Consider the following 1,040-nt stretch of genomic DNA (forward strand, 5'->3'; position numbering starts at 1 on the left):
GTATCGGAACGCCTGGCGAAATTGGTACCGTCGAGCAAGTTTCTGGTCAGCGAGAGCGGTGTGTTCACGCATGCCGACTGCCAGAGGCTGGCAAAATCCAACATCGGCACATTTCTCGTCGGCGAAAGCCTCATGCGCCAGGATGACGTGGCGGCGGCCACGAGAGCACTATTGCAGGGTACCGCAGACAAGCAGACAGACGCGGCATGACAACACGCAAGCTTACGCATCTCGACGAGACGGGCGCTGCCCATATGGTCGATGTTGGCGCCAAGGTTGATACAGAACGGGTGGCGGTTGCCGAAGGCTTGGTGAAAATGCGCGCGGAAACGCTGGCGCTTATCAAATCGGGTAATGCTGCCAAGGGCGACKTGATTGGAACAGCACGGGTTGCCGGGATCATGGCAGCGAAAAAGACCCATGACCTGATCCCGCTTTGTCACCCGCTGCTGTTGAGCAAGATATCCATCGATATTGAAGCCGATGACGCGTTGCCGGGCCTGCACGTCGTCGCGACAGTCAAATTGACCGGCAAGACCGGCGTCGAGATGGAAGCGCTGACCGCCGTTTCTGTGGCATGCCTGACGATTTACGACATGGCCAAGGCTGCAGACAAGGCAATGGTCATCCAGGATATCCGCCTTCTGCAGAAGACCGGCGGAAAGTCTGGAGCATGGTCAGCAGCGCATGAGAGATAATATGTCAGGACTTCTTCCAGTTGACGAGGCACTGAGGCGTATTCTCGCCAGCGCAGAGAAACTCGAAGCAGAGCTTGTCCCTCTTGCCGCCGCCGGTGGCCGTGTTCTCGCTACTGATGTTCACGCCAAACGACAGCAGCCCCCCTTTGCAGCCTCCGCCATGGACGGATACGCGATTCAGGCCGCCGACGTGGCGACAGTTCCGGTCACGTTGAAACTGATCGGACAATCGGCAGCAGGGCATGCGTTTTCCGAAACTATGAAAGCAGGTGAAGCTGTTCGTATTTTCACCGGAGCGCCGGTTCCCGAGGGTGCGGACAGTGTCGTGATTCAGGAAAACAC

At 57.7% G+C, this 1,040-nt stretch carries 1 protein-coding gene and 2 pseudogenes; all 3 read left to right on the forward strand.

Annotation, left to right across the window (positions count from 1 at the left end; translation table 11 throughout):
• Positions 1-210: pseudogene (locus tag ACXJ5O_RS28070) on the forward strand (indole-3-glycerol phosphate synthase TrpC); the annotation flags it as partial.
• Positions 207-698, forward strand: a complete 492-nt coding sequence (gene moaC, locus ACXJ5O_RS28075) for a cyclic pyranopterin monophosphate synthase MoaC (protein WP_457302775.1) — start codon at positions 207-209, stop codon at positions 696-698. The pseudogene ACXJ5O_RS28070 and the gene moaC, both read left to right, overlap by 4 nt.
• Position 699: 1 nt before the next feature.
• Positions 700-1,040: pseudogene (locus ACXJ5O_RS28080) on the forward strand (molybdopterin molybdenumtransferase MoeA); the annotation flags it as partial.

The sequence above is a fragment of the Phyllobacterium sp. P5_D12 genome (assembly GCF_054049495.1).